We start from the raw sequence: 15,998 nt of genomic DNA, 5'->3' as shown, positions 1-15,998 counted from the left end.
CGGAGAATGACATGGCCGCTTTCCACTTCGAACTTGTTTCTCCCGAGAAGCTCCTGTTTTCGGGCGACGTCGAAAGCGTGGTTGCGCCGGGCGCCGAGGGCCAGTTCACGGTCCTCAAGGATCACGCGCCGGTGATGACGACGCTGAAGGCCGGCGTCGTGACGGTCGCGGGCGGCGACGGGAAAGTCGAGAAGCTTTTCGTTCGCGGCGGTTTCGCGGATGTGAATGCTGCCGGCTTCACCATCCTCGCTGAACTCGCTCTTCCTCTGTCGGACATCGAGGCGGGTAAGCTCGACGCCGACATCAAAAACGCCAAGGAAGACTTCTCCGACGCCAAAACCGACGCCGCGCGTCTGGCTGCGAGCGAGAAGCTTGCGCAGCTCGAGGAAATGCGCGCCGCCCTTACGGCGTAAACTCGGCCCCCGCGGGTCCGTCCGCGGGAGCGGGATGCTCTTCCAGTTCTGCTTCGATAATGTCGCCGTGTGGCTCTTCAGGCGCAAGCACTGATCGAGCCGCGGCGACTTCTCTTATGCACTCCCCGATCAAAGGCGTGCGGGCGATCAGCGTCTGCAGATCATAAGCCTGTAGAATGAGCAGCTTCGTCGGCTCTGTCGCGCGCACGTTTGCGGTGCGCGGCGTCTGATAAAGAATAGCTCTTTCACCGAAAAATTGCCCGACGCCAAGACGAACCACCTTCGTTGGCAACTCGACCTCGACCTCTCCTTCAGCGATGAAATACATGGACTGCGCGATTTCCCCGCGCCGAACGATCAATGTGCCGGCCGGAACCGATTGCGCGCTCAGATAACGCATGATCTCCGCGATCGCGCTGGCGTCGAGCGTCCGAAACAGCGGCACGCTCGCCACCATGCTCCAGGTGACGACAAATTCCCGCCGGTGAATTTCCTCTGCGAAAGCCGTCGCGACGATGCCGACTGGAAGACCCAGCATCACATAGCCGGTCACCATGGTGATCGAAGCGATAATGCGTCCAGTGAGCGTGATGGGGCTGACGTCGCCATATCCGACCGTCGTGATCGTGACGATGGCCCACCACATGGCGGCCGGAATGGAACCGAAACTCTTGGGCTGCGCTTCGTGCTCGGCGAGATGGATTGCCGCGGCTGAAAAGAGAACCGCGCCGAACAGCAATATGCCTGTTGCAAGGAGCGCTTTGCGCTCGGCTTCCATCACCGCGATGAGGGTTCGCATACCCGCCGAATAGCGTGCGAGCTTGAAAAACCGCAAAAGGCGCAGCAGCAGAAGAACGCGCAGATCCGCTGAGAAAAAGTAGGAAAGGTAAAAAGGCAATACCGTCAGAAGATCGATAATCGCCGAGCCGGAGACGATGAACGCCAGCCGCGCGCTCGTCGCCGTCCGGTCGGAATAAGGCGTATGCTCGGGCGCGGACCAGAGCCGAAGCAGATATTCGACAGTGAAAATGCCAACTGCGACAAGCTCTACCGTAAGGAAGAGCTGGCGGAAACGCCGATCATATTCGGGCACCGATTCCAGAACGACGGATAGAACAGATAAAGCGACGAGGGCGATGAAGGCGCGATGCACGATGCGCGTCGCGCGATCATTGACGCCGCCGTCGAGAATATGGTGCACGCGTCTGCGCAGGCGGTGATACCAACCGCGCGGCTCGTGCGCGGTCATTCCGCGGCCTTCGTGCGGAGCGCCTCCTCGACGCAGGCGAGCGCCTGGTCGATCGCGGCGGCGTTGGGCCCCCCGGCCTGGGCGAGATCCGATCTGCCGCCGCCGCCTTTGCCGCCAAGCGCGACAGCAGCCGCCCGAACGAATTCCACGGCGCTGTATTTTTGCGCGAGATCGTCGGTGACGCCAACGACAATGCCGGCTTTCCCGTCGGGCGAGGCGCTGGCGAAGGCGACGACGCCGGAGCCGATGTTTTTCTTGGCGTCGTCGACAAGCGATTTGAGGTCCTTGGCGTCGATCCCTTCGACAGCCCGGATCAGTAGTTTGACCCCGCCGATCTCGCGCGCCTCAGGGCCGGCGGCGGGGCCGCCGCCACCGCCGAGGGCGAGTTTGCGTTTGGCGTCACCGAGCTCGCGTTCGAGGCGCTTGCGGTCTTCAAGCAGCAGGGCAAGGCGGTTGGGCGCTTCGTCGAGGGGAGCGCGAATCAACGTGGCAATATCCTGAAGGGCGCGCGCCTGGGAGACGAGAAGGGTCCGCGCGCCTTCGGCCGTGCGCGCCTCGATGCGCCTCACGCCGGAGGCGACGGCGCTCTCGCCGACAATCGAGATCAATCCGATGTCGCCTGTGCGCGACACATGCGTGCCGCCGCAGAGCTCCACGGAGAAAGCGTGATGTACGCCGGGGTCGGGCCGGCCCATGCTCACGACCCGCACTTCGTCGCCATATTTCTCGCCGAACAGCGCCCGGGCGCCAGATTCAATGGCTTCGTCCTGCGCCATGACGCGGGTGTCGACCGGGGCGTTGTCCTGGACGATTTCATTAGCCAAGGCTTCGACCCTCGAAAGCTCTTCGTCCGTGAGCGGCTTTGGATGGGTGAAGTCAAAGCGCAGACGTTCGGGCGCGACCAGCGATCCCTTCTGGGCGACATGATCGCCGAGAACCTGGCGAAGCGCCTCATGAAGAATATGCGTCGCGGAATGATTGGCGCGCGTCGCCTTGCGGCGCTCGTGATCGACATCGAGCTCCAAAGCGAGCCCCGGAACGATTTCGCCCTCCTCGACAACGCCGTCATGCACGATGAGGTCGCCGAGTTTTTTCAAAGTATTCTCGACGCGGAAGCGCAGGCCTTTGCCGCGGATGACGCCGACGTCGCCGACCTGGCCGCCCGACTCGCCATAGAAGGGCGTTTGGTTGAGGATCACTGATCCACGCTGGCCCTCTTTGAGAATGAAGGCCTCGCCGCCGTCGTGGACGAGCGCGGTGACGACGCCTTCGCTCTTTTCGGCGTCATAGCCGAGGAATTCCGTGGCCCCGATGCGTTCCTTCAGGGCGAACCAAAGCGTTTCGGTAGCTGTATCGCCGGAGCCGGCCCAGGCCTTGCGGGCTTCCGCACGCTGGCGGCCCATAGCGGCGTCGAAGCCGTCCTTGTCGACGGCGATGCCGCGCGGGCGCAGCGCGTCCTCGGTGAGGTCGAGCGGGAAGCCATATGTGTCGTAGAGCTTGAAGGCGGTTTCGCCTGAAAATTTCGCGCCCTCGGTCAGCCCGGCGGTCTCTTCGTCGAGAATTGCGAGACCGCGCGTAAGCGTGGCGCGGAAGCGCGTTTCTTCGGTTTTGAGCGTATCGACAATCAGCGCCTGGGCGCGCAAGAGCTCGGGATATGCCTGGCCCATTTCCGCGACGAGCGTCGGCACGAGGCGCCACATCAGCGGGTCTTGCGCCCCGAGCAGCTGCGCATGGCGCATGGCGCGGCGCATGATCCGCCGCAGGACATAGCCGCGCCCTTCATTCGAAGGCGTTACGCCGTCGGCGACGAGGAAGGAGGAGGCGCGCAGATGGTCTGCGATCACGCGGTGGCTCGCCGCGTGCGGGCCGTTGACCGGCACGTTGGTGAAGTCTGCGACGGCGCCCGTCAAGGCGCGGAAGAGATCGATCTCGTAATTCGAGGTGACGCCCTGGAGCAGGGCGGCAATGCGCTCGAGGCCCATGCCTGTGTCGATCGACGGACGGGGGAGGGGCGCGCGTTGGCCCGGCGCGACCTGGTCGTATTGCATGAAGACCAGGTTCCAGAATTCCAGAAAGCGGTCGCCGTCCTCATCGGGGCTGCCCGGGGGACCACCAGCCAAGGCTTCGCCTTGATCGTAGAAGATTTCCGAGCAAGGCCCGCAGGGACCCGTGTCGCCCATGCTCCAGAAATTGTCGGAGCTGGAAATGCGGATGATCCGGCTGTCGTGGAAGCCGGCGATCTTCTTCCAGAGCCCGTAAGCCTCGTCGTCATCGTGGTAGACGGTGACGAGGAGACGGTCGATTGGAAGTTGGAACTCGCGGCTGATCAGACCCCAGGCGAGCTCGATTGCGCCTTCCTTGAAATAATCGCCGAAGGAGAAATTCCCCAGCATCTCAAAGAAGGTGTGGTGGCGCGCCGTGTAGCCGACATTGTCGAGGTCATTGTGCTTGCCGCCGGCGCGCACGCATTTCTGCGAGGAGGTCGCGCGCGCCTGATGGCGTTTCTCGACGCCGGTGAAGACGTTTTTGAATTGCACCATCCCCGCATTGGTGAACATCAGCGTGGGATCGTTATGCGGAACGAGGGGAGAGGACGCGACCTTCTCATGGCCGTTGCGGACGTAGTAATCGAGGAAGGTGGAGCGTATCTGGTTGACGCTGCTCATTATGCGTCTCTCTCGGGCGCGACCGGGAAACCCTCCCGATCATATGGTGAATAGGTAAGCCGAACGAAAGCGCGTCCGGCGCGTCGGGGCCATCTCGATTTTACGAGCGCATGTCTGTCGCGGGGCGATATGCCAGTCCGCAAGCTTTTCGGCAATGAAAAAGGCCCGCGGGGCGGGCCTTTGAAAAGCGGGAGATCCGTGCGGGAAGGATCCTTCCGCCTATTCCTTGTCGTCAGCGTCGGCGGCATCCAGAATTTTCTCGGCAATAAGGCCCGAGTTCTCGCGGATCGCCTGCTCGATGCGCTGAGCGGCCTCGGGGTTCTGCCGCAGAAAGCCTTTGGCGTTCTCGCGGCCCTGGCCGAGCCGCTGGCTGTCGTAGGAGAACCAGGCGCCTGATTTGTCGACAACGCCGGCCTTCACGCCGAGATCGATGAGCTCGCCGACCTTCGAGACGCCTTCGCCATACATGATGTCGAATTCCACCTGCTTGAAAGGCGGGGCGACCTTGTTCTTGACCACCTTGACGCGAGTCTGGTTGCCGATCGTCTCGTCGCGTTCCTTGATCGCGCCGACGCGGCGGATGTCCAGACGGACCGAAGCGTAGAATTTCAGCGCATTGCCGCCCGTCGTCGTTTCCGGCGAGCCATACATGACGCCGATCTTCATGCGAATCTGGTTGATGAAGATGACGAGCGTATTGGAGCGCGAGATGGAGGCGGTCAGCTTGCGCAGCGCTTGACTCATCAAACGGGCCTGGAGACCGGGCTGCACCTCGCCCATTTCGCCTTCGATCTCGGCGCGCGGCGTCAAGGCGGCGACCGAATCGATGACGAGCACGTCGACCGCGCCCGAGCGCACCAGCGTGTCGGTGATTTCCAGCGCCTGCTCGCCGGTGTCGGGCTGAGAAATCAGCAGCTCGTCCAGATTGACCCCGAGCTTGCGGGCGTAGACCGGGTCGAGCGCATGTTCGGCGTCGACGAAAGCGCAGACGCCGCCAATCTTCTGCGCCTCGGCGATGACATGCAGGGTCAGCGTGGTCTTGCCCGAGGATTCGGGGCCGTAAATCTCGACGACGCGACCGCGCGGCAGGCCCCCGACGCCAAGCGCGATATCGAGGCCGAGCGAGCCGGTGGAAATGGTCTCGATTTCGACGGCTTTTTGATTTTTGCCGAGCCGCATGATCGAGCCCTTGCCGAAGGCGCGTTCGATCTGCGACAGGGCGGCGTCCAGCGCCTTGGTCTTGTCCACGGACGATCCTTCCACGAGGCGGAGATTGGCTTGGCTCACGGCTGAAATCCCTTCTGGCATGATTTCAATGGCGGGGGCAACAACAACTCTGACACAATTGTGCATGATTTGTTCTCGAAGCCAAGTTCATTTTTTGTTCGCGCCTAAAATTGGGCTCCGAAGCTCGGGGCGGTCCTCCTGAGATGGTCTCGGCCAATTTGCAGTCGGGGCCGGCGCGTTTGGGGGATCAACTCTCCGTTCGGACGGACCGCTTGTTGTCATTTCCCCGAACGGCCGGAGAACAACGCATTCGTTCTTTTCGACGGCTTCTGAAGGGCTAGTTGACGGGGATCGCATTTTGGGAACGCCTCATGCCAGAGCCATGCGCGCAACAAAGCGGCCCTCCACGCGTGATCATCATCGGCGGGGGCTTTGCAGGTCTCTCGGCGGCGCTGGCTCTCAACGGGAGCGGCGCGCGAATCCTGCTCCTCGACAAAGAAAATCATCACTGTTTTCAGCCGCTTCTACATCAGGTCGCGACCGCCGCCCTCGCCGCCTCGGATGTCGCATGGCCGATTCGCTATGTGATGCGCGGGCGCGCCGACGTGACCGTGCTTATGCTCGCCGTCGACGGCGTCGATGCGGCGCGCAAGGTCGTCAAGACGCATCGGGGTGAGATCCCCTATGACTTCCTTGTCATCGCGACCGGGGCCGCTCATTCCTATTTCGGCCACGAAAATTGGGCCAAGGCCGCGCCGGGGCTAAAATCCATAGACGACGCAACGCTGATCCGCCGCCGCCCGCTGCTGGCATTCGAACAGGCGGAGGCGAGCGGCGACGAGGAAGAGCGGGCCCGTCTGCTCACCTTCGTCATCGTCGGCGGCGGGCCGACGGGGGTGGAGCTGACCGGCGCCATCGCCGAGCTAGCGCGCGGAGCCCTGCCGCCTGAATTCCGCCGCGCCAATCCACGCGCCGCGCGCATTCTCTTGCTGGAGGCGGGCCCAAGAATTCTTTCGACCTTTCCCGAGCAGCTCTCCGACTACGCCCGACGCGCGCTGCAGCGCATGGGCGTCGAGGTGCGCACAGGGTTGGCGGTCGAGGAGGTCTACGAGAAGAAGGTTGTCGCCGGCGGCAAGGACATACCGGCCGGCGCGATCCTTTGGGCGGCGGGCGTGCGGGCCTCGCCGGCGGCGGATTGGCTTGGCGTTCCCGGCGATCGCGCCGGCCGCATCGCAGTGGGGCCCGAGCTTACCGCTCCAGAGCTGCCGGATGTCTATGTGGCGGGCGATCAGGCGCTGGTGATCGGCGCGGATGGGAAGCCCGTCCCTGCGCTCGCAGCCTCTGCCAAGCAGATGGGCTGGTACGCGGGCCGCGCCATCCGTCGGCGGCTGCGCGGGCAAAAGCCGCGAAAGCCGCTTCACTACCGGGACCATGGGAACCTCGCCACCATCGGGCGCAAGTCGGCGATCGTGAAGCTCGGGCGGCTCGAGCTGACGGGTTTTGTCGGCTGGCTCTTCTGGAGCGTCGCCCAAGTGTATTTCTTGATCAATCTGCGTAGCCGGCTTTTTGTCGCGATCAGCTGGATCGCCGCCTATTTCACCTACCACCGGGGCTCGCGGCTGATTACGCGGTGAGTCCGGCTTATTGACGCGGGCCTTGCCGCTTCCCATCTGCGGGCCATGGTTTCTCGCTTCCCAGCCGTCGTCACGTCCAACGTCGTCTTGCGATCGGCGCTTCTGGTTTTGGCGCTTGCGCCGTTCGCGGCGCGGGCCGAAGACACGCCGGTCATTATCGCGCCGGAGAAAGATCGCTTCACGCTCCAGCCCGCCGATGGCGGGTTTCTGCGCATGAACAAAGACACCGGCGCGGTTTCCTTTTGCTCGGTGAAGGAAGGCGTTTCCGTCTGCCGGCTGGGCGCCGACGAGCGTGCGGCTTTGGAAGCCGAGATCGAGCGGCTGCGCGCCGAAAATGCGCAGCTGAAGTCCGCCAGCGCCGCGCCGCGCAAACCATCGACGCTTCCCGACGAACAAGAATTCGAAAAGGCGCTCTCCTTTACGGAGCGGTTCCTGAGACGCATAATGCGTCTCTTCAAGGAGGAAACGCAGACGGGAGGCGCGCTATGAGCGCAGGAGCCGTGCGCCGATGACCGATGAGAGCCCCTTCTCCAATTGGCCCCATCTCGATAAGAAACCGCCGCGCCTCGAGCGCGAATATTTGATCCTCCCCGGCGCGGCCGAAGCGAAACGCACTACGGAACCCTTGCACATGGCGTCGAATAACGGGCTCGAAAATTTCCTTGGCGGCTCGCCCCTCAATGTGGCGGTGCGGCTTTTCTTCATCTCGCTCGTCGTCGGCGCCTTGCTGATGTGGCTGGAGTTGCGGCCGATCGACATTCTGCACGGCGTGCAGGCTTTTATCGACCGCATCTCGTCGTTGGGCTTGGGGGCGGTGAAGGAGCTTTTCAGCTATGTGCTGGCGGGCGCCGTGTTTGTGGTGCCGGCGTGGTTGGTGTTGAGGCTGATGAATACAGGCGGGCGTCGGTAATCCTCACCTTCTTCTTATTGTCGAGGTCAGATCGGCTTCGTCCGGATCGTAGCGCCGCGGCGGCAGCGGCGTGTCCGGCGCGTTGATGGGCCCGAGGCTGTCGCCGCCTTCGAAGGCTGCGGCGGGCGGGCGACCGGTCGTGTCATTGTCCGTCTCCTCGCCGGCCATGGGACTTGCGTTCCGCATGGCGACGAGCGGCGATTGGTCCGGCGGCGGCAGTGTCTCCTGAGGCGCGGGCTTGCAGATCGTGCGGGAGCGCCCGTGCTGCGCCAGATCGACGTGAATATGGTTGTAGTGGAAGGCGTTCGAACCCGGCGACAGCACGGTCGAAAAATGCGCGCAGGAGCCGCGATGCACGTCCATCAGGAAGGCGCGCGTCTGCTCCTCGCCGCGCCACCAATCGCTCACCAGCGTGATCTTACGGCCGTCCTCGAGCACGAAGCCGCCGATATCGAGCGCATTGCCGAAGGAATGTTCGGAAAGCTGCGCGCCGCTCTGATTGTTCATGCCGCGGCAGGCGTAGGAGCCCATGGAGTCGATGCGCACGACGCGCTGGCCGAAGCGCGCCTGCGCGGCAGGCTGCACCGTGTCGGCGACCCAGGATTCGAGCTCCGCCACCATGGGGCAGTCGAGCGTCGCCGTGGAATTAAAGGAGACGGCGCCGCCCTGCAGGGCGGTCACTTTGAACGGCCTGGTGAGCCCGCAAATGCCGGGGCCTTCGAGCTCATTGGCCAGAGCGATGAATTCTGTCGGTTGCACGCGGCGCTGCGCGATGCAGGCGTTTTCAGCGTGCGTGCGCCAGGCCGGCCGCTGCGGTCTGAACGGCCCGGAGCAACCGCCAAGCGTTGCGGCGACCAGAAGCAGGAGGAGTGTGGCGCGGCGGAGCATGCCGCCTAGGGTTACGAAGTCTTCGTTAACCGGGCGTCGAAAAGTTTAGTTAACAGCGCGATATTCCAGGCGTGTGGCGCGGCTGCCCCAGACGGCTGCGGCCGGCGTTTCCGCCGGCCGCAGTTTTTAGTTTATTTACTGCGCGCTTCCCTTGTTCCGGGCGCGCATGAAGCTTTCGAATTCATCGCGGTCGCGGGCGCGGCGCAGTTCGGAGATATGTTCCGAAAATTCGCGCTCGGCCTCGGCGAGCTTGCGGCGCTCCTCTTCGAGACGGGCGAGTTCGCCCTCGCGCCATTCGTCGAAGGCGACATTGCCCGTCGAACGCATGAAGGAGGGCCCGGCCCAGCCGCGCGAGGCCTCCTTGGAGACATCGCCGAAGGCGCTGCGCACTTTCGCGCCCTGCTCGGCCGCGAAGGAGAAGAGGTCGCCCTCATAGCCGAAGCTCTTGCCCCATAGCTTTAGGAACAGCAGGGCGAGACCGATCGGCCAGAAGATCATAAAGCCGATGACGATGGCCGCGATTTCGAACGGCCTCCAATGCGCGCATCCTCCGTGACGCCCCCAGGCGGAGGAGTACATGCGGGAATCACGATCGCAGCTCATGTTTGGCTCCAGTTGATGGCGGCTCCGGTCTCCCGGCGGCGATGTGAATGTTATACACATTAACATCTAGTCCCGCAAGAAGACGGAAGCCTGGCGGGCTCACGGGCCGCGCCCCGCCGGATATCGGGACGCCGTGGCTCTCTTTCAAGCGGCGTCGGGCTCGCAGCTCAAAATCCATGTTCGGCTGCAGAAGGCGACGTAAATGCGTTCCTGCCCGAGGGCGTGTCCAAGTTCGGTGGCGAGCTCGTTGAGCATGGCTTCTATGTCGTCATCGGGCAGGTGACCGAGATAGGCGTGCACAGCTTCGCCGGTGAAGATCGCGACGGGCTCTCGATCGGAGCCGGCGGTGCCGTCTTCTTTCGGCCAGGCGTAGGTCACCTCGGCGCGGGTGAACATGCCAGAGAGCGCGGGCTTGCCCGCCTCGACGCGCCGCCGCATCCAACTGCGCGCTGTGCGGACGGCTTCGGAGACATCATAGACCCGCCCCTCCGGATCCCAGCCTTCTCGCAATCCGACCGTGATGCGGAAATCGCGCCTGAGTCCAAGAGAGCCCGGGACCATATGATAGGAACGCTTATTCTCGGTCATGGGCCGAAAAGTAGGGCGCGGCGGCTTTAGATCGCCGGACGCGCCAGGGTCACTCGGAAAGAATTACCGGCGCGAGAGCGCTTCTTTATTCAGCCTCCGCCTCCGCCGGCGCGGTTTCGACCGCTGCGGTCTCCTGCTTGGGCGTGCGTTTGAAGGTCGATTTGCGGCCGCGCAGCGTCTGCAGGATCTTCGCGCCATTGGCGAAGGCCAGATAGATGAACAGCGGCGGGAGCGAGCCGACTGTCTTGGCGAAATCCACGACCGTGCCTCGCTTCAAGGCGAGGTAGGGGGGCATGGTGATGCCGAGCGCCACCATTGCCGTCATGACCAGGATCAGCTCCAGCAGCCCGGAATAGGGCGCTAGCGATCCATGCAGCAGCGCGCCGAACACGAATGAAATCACGCCGATCGCCGCCGCCGGAAAGAAGACCTGATGGGCGATCAGCGAAATGGCCATCACGCGCTTGACGAGCGGCCAGGGGGCTTCCCAGATCGGCACGATCGTCTTCTGCGCGACTTGCACGAAGCCATTGGACCAGCGCCGCTGCTGGCGGCGGAAATCGCGGATGCCGTCCGGCACCTGGCCGGGGATCGGCGGCTCGGAGACAAAGAGCCCATGCCAGCCGCGCAGTTCCGCGCGAACTGTGAGGTCGAGGTCTTCGCAAAGCGAGTAATCCGACCAGCCGCCGGCGTCTTCGACCGTGGCGCGGCGCCAGATGCCGCCCGTGCCGTTGAACTGGAAGAGCCAGCCGGCCAAGGCGCGCGAGCGCTGCTCGACCATGTAATGGCCATCCTGCACGAGCCCCTGGGCGCGGGTGAGCCAATTCGTCTCAAAGTTCTGGAACTCGCAGCGCGACTGCACGAAGCCGGCGCGATCGTCCGTCAGAAACAACGGCACGGTGCGCTTGAGCCAATTTGCCGGCGGCCGAAAATCGGCGTCCAGCATGGCGATGAAGGGCTCGTTCGTCAGCGTGAGGCCATGGGCGCAGGCGCCGGCCTTGAAGCCCGAGCGATCCGTGCGGCGCACATGGTCGATGATCGCGCCCTGGGCGCGCAGCTCCTGCGCCACGCGTTCGGCGCGCGCGGTCGTTTCGTCGGTCGAGTCGTCGAGAAGCTGAATGCGAAGCTTGTCCTTCGGCCAGTCGAGCTGGGCGACGCAGCGCAGCGATTGCTCGGTGACCAGGGGCTCGTTGAAGACCGGGATTTGCAGCAGCACATGCGGCAGATCGGCGTCCGGCGTCGCCGGCGCTTCCGGATCGCGCGCGCCGCGTAGCCAGTCGTAGAGGAAACGCCCGATAACGACGAGATAGCCGAGCCCGATGGCGACCAGGATGGCGGCGCAGAGATAGGCGACGGCGTCGACGAGGAAGGTGACGAGTCCGATAAGCAAAGGGTTATCCTTCTTCAGGCGCGGGCCGCGCCGCCGTGCGCGCGTGGACTTTGCCGTTGGCCCAGACCACCCGATTGGTCATCCAGGCGTTCACCCAGACTGCGAGCATGACCGCCTCGCGGACAATGAAAACCGCGGGCGCCGTCCAGGATAATTGCCATCCTTTCGCCAAGGAAAGCAATGTTTCCAGCGTGAACCAGAGCGCCGCGGTCCCGGCGACGCCCCAGAGCGGCGCCACGCCGAGAAGCGGCGCCGCCAGCCATCCTGCTACAAGTGACGGAAAAGCTTGGCAGATCGGCTCCAGCAGGAAGGAGATCAGCTCATCGTTGCGGCGGGTGACGCTCCAGCGCAATTGCCGTTGATAAACATCGTAAAAGCAACGCGCGCCGAGTTCCTGCCGCACCGGGCGATGAGAGAAAACAGGACGTTGGCCGATTCGGCGCATGGCCTTTGCCAGCGCATTGTCTTCACCGACCGTATGGGAGATGGCCTCGAAGCCGCCGGCCTGGAGGAAATCCGAGCGGCGGAAGAGCATGATCTTTCCCACCCCATGTCCCTGACCCAGACAAGAGGCGAGGAACAGCATGCGCGCATGCGGGCCGTTGATAACCGCCGCCTCGACATGGGCGGGGAAGTTTTCGAGCCTAGCGCAATAGGGAATGGCGCAGACCAGCCCGATATCGTCGCCAAGCTGGCGCATATGCTCGGCGAGGGCGTCCGGCTCCAAAAGGACATTGGCGTCCTTCATGAAGATCACGTCGTTTTCTGCCTGCATGAAAGGCGCGTAGAGATTGTCGACCTTGGGGCTCGCCGCAAAACGCGCCGTCGATGCGAGCAGGCGCGTGGGCGTTTCGGCGTGGCGGCCAAATATCTCGCGGATTTTTCGCACCGCGGGCGAGTCGGTTTCGACAGCAGACGCGGTGACGTCGAACCGCGGATAGTGCTGCGCGAAGGCGGATTCCTGCGTGCGCTCGAAGCCGTCCTCCAGAAGCTTCAACGGCAGGACGATCGAGACCGGCGGCTGGTCGCGCCGGCGCGCGCGGCGACCCACAATATACGGCTGCAGGATCGTTGCGACGACCGAGAGGACCAGGAGCGCGGTGGCGGCGACCCAATAGACGGCGGCAATCCAGCTCAGAGAGACGCCAAGATTCACATGCCCTCGCCGCGCTCTGGGGATTCCGGCACGACGACATGGAAACGCCGCATCACGCCGTCGACAAGCGAGGGTGGCAGAAAGGAAAAGAAGCGCAAGGCGTAATACATATATTGCGGGAAGGCGATGACGGGCCGGCGCCGCTCCAGACCACGCTTGATGATCTCGGCCGCGCGCGCGTCGGAGATGGCGCTGGGCTGCCAGGATTTGGTGCGTGCCGACATGGGCGTCTTCACGAAGCCCGGCACGACGAGGCTCACCTTGACGCCATGGGGCGCGAGCTGGCCGCGCAGACAATCGGCCCACATATGGACGCTGGCCTTTGCGGCGCAATAGGCGGGCGAATAGGGCAGGCTCCGCACGCCGGCCATGGAGCCGACGATGGCGATCTGGCCCTGCTTGCGGCCGGCCATGGGCGGAATGGCGGGCTCCACCGTGTTGAAGACGCCCGCGACATTGATCGCCAAAGTGGCGCGCACGGCTTCCGGCGTCTCGAGAATTTGTCCGGGAGAAAGCCCGGTGGCGATCCCGGCGTTGGCGACAAGAATGTCGATTGGCCGCGCGGCATGGGCGGCTTCAACGATGCGCGCCATGGCTTCGCGGTCACGCACGTCCGCCACGCGGGTCTCGACCTCTGAGGCGCCCGCCGCGCGACAGGCTTCCGCCGTCGCTTGCAAGCGCGCGTCGTCGCGACCGAGTAGGTAGAGGCTCGCGCCGTCCTTGGCATAGGCGATGGCGAGCGCCCGGCCGATGCCGGAGGAAGCGCCGGTGATGAGGAGGCGCTGAGTCACAAACCCGCTCCCATCTCATGCTCACCTGAGACGCCAACGCGCGTCATTGCGAGGAGGCGAAGCCGACGAAGCAATCCAGAGCAGCCGGCGCGGCTCTGGATTGCTTCGCTCCGCTCGCAATGACGGTAAGGTGAGAACTTCATATCAGCGAGGTCCTGTCGACAGGGCGCAGCGTCGCCTCGCCGATAATTCCCGGCGCGCGCGCGGCGCCATGGGCGAAGAGGCGGACGAAGATTTCATTCTCCGACGCGCGCAGCACGCGGCCCGAGAGCGTCACGGCTTCGCCGCGCAACACCGGCTGGATGAATTTCGCCGAAAGGCCGACGAGCATGAGATCGTCGCGCCAATTGGCGAGCATGGGCTCGAAGGCGGCAAGCAGCTTCATGCCGTGCACGGGCGGCGCCGCAAGGCCGATTTTGGCGGCGATGGCGTCGTCGAGATGGAGCGGATTGTCATCCCCGGAAATTTGCGCATAGCGCGACAGCGCGTCAGCGTCGAAAGGGCCGATGATCACTTCCGGCAATTTGTCGCCGACGGCGATGGCAGGGCTCATGATCCCGCTCCCAATCCTGCGCGCGACACGAGGCGAAGCATGGTCTCGCTCTTTCCAATCTTTGCGCCGTCCAGCGCAAAAATTGTCGCGTCGATGATCAGGCGCGACGGCGTTTCCTCGCGTCGCAGCGACACGCTCACATCATAGCGCGCGCCCATCGCGAGCGGCGTTTCATAGGCGAAGCTCTGCGACTCGTGAACCGGCACCACGTCGAGCGCCGCGCAAATCTCGCGCACCGGCGCGAACAGCGTGGGCTCCATCAGCCAGACCGCCGGAAAGGACAGCGGCACGATCTTGCCGTCGCCGCCGGTCTCACGCGCATAGGCCTCGGCGCGCTCGGGATCGACGCACAGGCGGAACGGCCCGAGGATCGCCGTAGCGTCAGGCTGCATGGCGCACGATCAGCACGGCGTTGATTCCACCAAAGGCGAACGAATTTGACATCGCCGCGTCGATCTTGTGCAGGCGCGCGACATTGGGCACGGCGTCGATCGGGCAGCGCGCGTCGAATTCGAGGAAGTTAATCGTCGGCGGCGCGATCTGCTCGCGCAGCGCTTCGATCGTGATCGCCAGCTCGAGCCCGCCGCCCGCGCCAAGCGCATGGCCGTGAATGGGCTTGGTGGAGGATACGGGAACCTCGCGCCCATAATCGTCGCCGAAAACGCGCAGGATCGCTTCCGACTCGGTGATGTCATTGGCGTGCGTCGCCGTGCCATGCGCGTTGATGTAGTGAATGTCGCGCGGCGCCAGCCCCGCGTCTTCCAGCGCCGCGGCGATGCAGTTGGCGGCGCCGTCGAGATCCGGCCGCACAGGGTCCTTGGCGTCGCTCGTCGTGCCATAGCCCGTAAGCTCGCACAGCGGCTCGTGCCCGCGCGCGCGCGCCGACTCTGCCGTCTCCAGAATAAAGACGGCGGCTCCTTCGCCGAGCGACATGCCGTTGCGGCCCATGGAGAAGGGGCGGCAGAAATTCGGCGTCATCACCCGCAGGCCTTCCCAGGCGCGGATGGTGGCGTTGATGACGCAGGCTTCGGCGCCGCCGACAATCGCCTTGTCCACCATGCCGGAGCGGATCATCTGCAGGCCGAGACCGATGGACTGGCTTGCCGAAGAACAGGCGCTGCCGACCGCAAAAGTCGGCCCCAGCGCCGAGAAGCGGGCGCTAAGCGTCGTCGGCATGGCGCTCGGGATGAGCTTGGGCACGCTCAATGTCTCGGGCCGCGTGTGCTCGACGTAATATTTGTAGATGCCGTCCTCGATCGTGGTCATGCCGCCGATGCCGGAGCCCATGATCACGGCCGTGCGTGGCCCGGCGATATCCTTGCGGCCGAAGCCCGCCTGCGCCATCGCTTCGTCGGCGGCGACGACAGCGAATTGCGTGAAGGGATCGCAGAAGGGGAGGACGTTCGCCTCGATATAGGCGGCCGGGTCGAAATCCGGCACTTGCGCGGCGATCTTGATGCGCCCGTCATAGGGACGCTCGGTCTTGAGCTCGCGAATCTGGGCGACGCCGTCGCGCGCTGCCTCCCACAGCTTGCGCGCGCCGACGCCGGAGGCGCAAACCACGCCCATGCCGGAGACGACGACGCGGCGCCCTGCCTCTCCCCTTCGCGAAGCCGCCATTTACTGGGTCTCGCGCTCTTTCTGGATGTGCTCGGCGATCGCGCCGATGAGGGCCTCGACCGTCTTGGCTTCCTGCAGCGAGCCGTCCATGGGGATATAGACGTTGAATTTCTCTTCCAGCGCCGTGAGGATCATCACGATGTCGACCGATTTGAGGTCGAGACTCTCGATGGTCGCATCCGGCGTCACCTTGGTGCGGTCGACCATGCCCTCGGAAGCGATCACCTCGATGATTTCTTCCTTGAGCTTGGCAATGTCCTGAGGAGTGTCTGCCACGAAATCCCTCCGTTAAGGGTCTGTCGATCCGCGA

General features: G+C 64.1%; 17 protein-coding genes. 4 read left to right on the top strand and 13 right to left on the bottom strand.

The features are described 5' to 3' along the window. The first annotated feature begins 11 nt into the window (after positions 1–11). Positions 12–413 carry a F0F1 ATP synthase subunit epsilon gene (locus OGR47_RS16855; RefSeq protein WP_165052287.1) on the top strand — a complete coding sequence of 134 codons (402 nt, stop codon included), beginning with the start codon at positions 12–14 and terminating at the stop codon, positions 411–413. Here OGR47_RS16855 and OGR47_RS16850 read toward each other — a convergent pair. From OGR47_RS16850 to recA, 3 genes are all read right to left on the bottom strand, one after another. Continuing rightward, positions 403–1,662, bottom strand: a complete 1,260-nt coding sequence (locus tag OGR47_RS16850) for a cyclic nucleotide-gated ion channel (protein WP_165052289.1) — start codon at positions 1,660–1,662, stop codon at positions 403–405. The genes OGR47_RS16855 and OGR47_RS16850 overlap by 11 nt on opposite strands. Continuing rightward, positions 1,659–4,328, bottom strand: coding sequence for an alanine--tRNA ligase (gene alaS / locus OGR47_RS16845; protein WP_165052292.1), 2,670 nt, complete (start codon positions 4,326–4,328; stop codon positions 1,659–1,661). Before alaS ends, OGR47_RS16850 begins: the two co-directional genes overlap by 4 nt. 219 nt (positions 4,329–4,547) lie before the next feature. Beyond that, on the bottom strand, positions 4,548–5,615 hold the full coding sequence (gene recA / locus OGR47_RS16840) for a recombinase RecA (protein ID WP_165052294.1): 1,068 nt from the start codon (positions 5,613–5,615) through the stop codon (positions 4,548–4,550). 311 nt (positions 5,616–5,926) lie between these two features. On the opposite strand from recA, the gene OGR47_RS16835 reads away from it, so the two are divergent. Genes OGR47_RS16835 through OGR47_RS16825 form a run of 3 tightly spaced genes read left to right on the top strand, consistent with a single transcriptional unit; the run spans position 5,927 to position 8,099 of the window. Next, on the top strand, positions 5,927–7,189 hold the full coding sequence (locus OGR47_RS16835; RefSeq protein ID WP_165052297.1) for an NAD(P)/FAD-dependent oxidoreductase: 1,263 nt from the start codon (positions 5,927–5,929) through the stop codon (positions 7,187–7,189). Positions 7,190–7,234: 45 nt separating this feature from the next. Beyond that, positions 7,235–7,678 carry a hypothetical protein gene (locus OGR47_RS16830; RefSeq protein ID WP_165052299.1) on the top strand — a complete coding sequence of 148 codons (444 nt, stop codon included), beginning with the start codon at positions 7,235–7,237 and terminating at the stop codon, positions 7,676–7,678. 19 nt (positions 7,679–7,697) lie between these two features. Continuing rightward, positions 7,698–8,099 (top strand): DUF6460 domain-containing protein, encoded by a 402-nt coding sequence (locus OGR47_RS16825; RefSeq protein ID WP_165052301.1) that lies wholly within the window; start codon positions 7,698–7,700, stop codon positions 8,097–8,099. A 3-nt stretch (positions 8,100–8,102) separates the two neighbouring features. Here the strand turns inward: OGR47_RS16825 and OGR47_RS16820 are convergent, their stop codons facing one another. The 10 genes from OGR47_RS16820 to OGR47_RS16775 all read right to left on the bottom strand — a co-directional run bounded on the left by OGR47_RS16820 (position 8,103) and on the right by OGR47_RS16775 (position 15,964). Continuing rightward, entirely contained in the window at positions 8,103–8,987 is an 885-nt protein-coding gene (locus OGR47_RS16820; protein WP_165052303.1) for an extensin family protein, read from the bottom strand. A 135-nt stretch (positions 8,988–9,122) separates the two neighbouring features. Then, positions 9,123–9,590: a DUF2852 domain-containing protein gene (locus OGR47_RS16815; RefSeq protein ID WP_165052306.1), complete on the bottom strand. Its 468-nt coding sequence runs from the start codon at positions 9,588–9,590 to the stop codon at positions 9,123–9,125. Positions 9,591–9,734: 144 nt separating this feature from the next. After that, positions 9,735–10,178 (bottom strand): hypothetical protein, encoded by a 444-nt coding sequence (locus tag OGR47_RS16810; protein WP_165052308.1) that lies wholly within the window; start codon positions 10,176–10,178, stop codon positions 9,735–9,737. Between the two features lie 85 nt (positions 10,179–10,263). Then, positions 10,264–11,568: a glycosyltransferase family 2 protein gene (locus OGR47_RS16805; RefSeq protein ID WP_165052310.1), complete on the bottom strand. Its 1,305-nt coding sequence runs from the start codon at positions 11,566–11,568 to the stop codon at positions 10,264–10,266. Between the two features lie 4 nt (positions 11,569–11,572). Continuing rightward, positions 11,573–12,724, bottom strand: a complete 1,152-nt coding sequence (locus tag OGR47_RS16800; protein ID WP_165052312.1) for a glycosyltransferase — start codon at positions 12,722–12,724, stop codon at positions 11,573–11,575. After that, positions 12,721–13,515 carry an SDR family NAD(P)-dependent oxidoreductase gene (locus OGR47_RS16795; protein ID WP_165052314.1) on the bottom strand — a complete coding sequence of 265 codons (795 nt, stop codon included), beginning with the start codon at positions 13,513–13,515 and terminating at the stop codon, positions 12,721–12,723. The genes OGR47_RS16800 and OGR47_RS16795 overlap by 4 nt, the downstream gene beginning before the upstream one ends. Positions 13,516–13,654: 139 nt before the next feature. Continuing rightward, the gene (locus tag OGR47_RS16790; RefSeq protein WP_165052317.1) at positions 13,655–14,068 is read right to left on the bottom strand and encodes a MaoC family dehydratase; all 414 of its coding nucleotides are present in this window, start codon (positions 14,066–14,068) and stop codon (positions 13,655–13,657) included. Beyond that, positions 14,065–14,460, bottom strand: a complete 396-nt coding sequence (locus OGR47_RS16785) for a hypothetical protein (protein WP_165052320.1) — start codon at positions 14,458–14,460, stop codon at positions 14,065–14,067. Before OGR47_RS16785 ends, OGR47_RS16790 begins: the two co-directional genes overlap by 4 nt. Next, positions 14,450–15,688 (bottom strand): beta-ketoacyl-[acyl-carrier-protein] synthase family protein, encoded by a 1,239-nt coding sequence (locus tag OGR47_RS16780; RefSeq protein WP_165052323.1) that lies wholly within the window; start codon positions 15,686–15,688, stop codon positions 14,450–14,452. Before OGR47_RS16780 ends, OGR47_RS16785 begins: the two co-directional genes overlap by 11 nt. Continuing rightward, positions 15,689–15,964, bottom strand: coding sequence for an acyl carrier protein (locus OGR47_RS16775; RefSeq protein WP_165052326.1), 276 nt, complete (start codon positions 15,962–15,964; stop codon positions 15,689–15,691). Between the last annotated feature and the right edge of the window lie 34 nt (positions 15,965–15,998).

The organism is Methylocystis sp. MJC1, from assembly GCF_026427715.1.
In the GTDB taxonomy this organism is placed as follows: Bacteria; Pseudomonadota; Alphaproteobacteria; order Rhizobiales; family Beijerinckiaceae; genus Methylocystis.
Note: the sequence above shows the minus strand (reverse complement) of the source record. Positions and strands in the feature narration are given on the sequence as shown.

Coding starts and splice junctions, on each gene's coding strand:
- OGR47_RS16825 (WP_165052301.1), top strand. CDS start 7,698: ATGACCGATGAGAGCCCCTTCTCCAATTGGCCCCATCTCGATAAGAAA.
- OGR47_RS16780 (WP_165052323.1), bottom strand. CDS start 15,688: ATGGCGGCTTCGCGAAGGGGAGAGGCAGGGCGCCGCGTCGTCGTCTCC.
- OGR47_RS16820 (WP_165052303.1), bottom strand. CDS start 8,987: ATGCTCCGCCGCGCCACACTCCTCCTGCTTCTGGTCGCCGCAACGCTT.
- OGR47_RS16830 (WP_165052299.1), top strand. CDS start 7,235: ATGGTTTCTCGCTTCCCAGCCGTCGTCACGTCCAACGTCGTCTTGCGA.
- alaS (WP_165052292.1), bottom strand. CDS start 4,328: ATGAGCAGCGTCAACCAGATACGCTCCACCTTCCTCGATTACTACGTC.
- OGR47_RS16815 (WP_165052306.1), bottom strand. CDS start 9,590: ATGAGCTGCGATCGTGATTCCCGCATGTACTCCTCCGCCTGGGGGCGT.
- OGR47_RS16855 (WP_165052287.1), top strand. CDS start 12: ATGGCCGCTTTCCACTTCGAACTTGTTTCTCCCGAGAAGCTCCTGTTT.
- OGR47_RS16835 (WP_165052297.1), top strand. CDS start 5,927: ATGCCAGAGCCATGCGCGCAACAAAGCGGCCCTCCACGCGTGATCATC.
- OGR47_RS16850 (WP_165052289.1), bottom strand. CDS start 1,662: ATGACCGCGCACGAGCCGCGCGGTTGGTATCACCGCCTGCGCAGACGC.
- OGR47_RS16810 (WP_165052308.1), bottom strand. CDS start 10,178: ATGACCGAGAATAAGCGTTCCTATCATATGGTCCCGGGCTCTCTTGGA.
- OGR47_RS16790 (WP_165052317.1), bottom strand. CDS start 14,068: ATGAGCCCTGCCATCGCCGTCGGCGACAAATTGCCGGAAGTGATCATC.
- OGR47_RS16785 (WP_165052320.1), bottom strand. CDS start 14,460: ATGCAGCCTGACGCTACGGCGATCCTCGGGCCGTTCCGCCTGTGCGTC.